This is a genomic window from Pseudoflavonifractor sp. MCC625, from assembly GCF_018784545.1.
GTDB lineage: Bacteria > Bacillota > Clostridia > Oscillospirales > Oscillospiraceae > Pseudoflavonifractor_A > Pseudoflavonifractor_A gallinarum.
Map to the genome: position 1 here is coordinate 850 of NZ_WQOJ01000031.1, position 628 is coordinate 1,477.

The following is a 628-nucleotide window of genomic DNA, read 5'->3' on the forward strand; positions in this document are numbered from 1 at the left end:
CCAGAACAGAGATTGCTTTGCCATCTATCAGGTAAGTCGTGACGATCCGCAGAATGTGCGCTTTATGAATCTGGACTGGTTAAAGTCCCATAACATTTCCATAGACCGCAGCAATTATGACCTCATTTACACAGCTCCTCTGAGGGAGTCTGGCACTGTGCCGGAGCAGCTGGAAAAACTCTATCAGCAATTCAATCTGGAAAAGCCCGTGGACTTTCACAGTCCCTCCATGAGCGTCAGCGACATCGTTGCGATCAGACAGGACGGTAAGGTATCCTGTCATTACTGTGACAGTGTTGGTTTTACCCAGATCCCCGGATTCCTGCCAGAAAACCCGCTGAAAAATGCGGAAATGATGCTGGAGGACGATTACGGCATGATTGACGGTATCATCAACAATGGCGCAAAAGAACCCACGGTGGCAGAGCTGGAACAGCAGGCCCGAAGCGGTCAGCCCATTTCCCTGATGGAGTTGGCAGCCGCCACCCATCGGGAGGAACGGGAAAAGAAAAAGTCCGTCATGGAGCAGCTGAAAGGCCAGCCCAAGACAGAACACAAAAAGACAGCACCCAAAAAGAGTGCGGAAAGGGAGATTTGATATGGGAAACTTTACTTTTGAGGAAATGAA

At 49.8% G+C, this 628-nt stretch carries 1 protein-coding gene; it reads left to right on the forward strand.

What is annotated here, in order from left to right:
* On the forward strand, positions 1-598 hold a 598-nt coding region (locus GPK94_RS16095), incomplete at its 5' end, for a YodL domain-containing protein (RefSeq protein WP_252192598.1).
* Between the last annotated feature and the right edge of the window lie 30 nt (positions 599-628).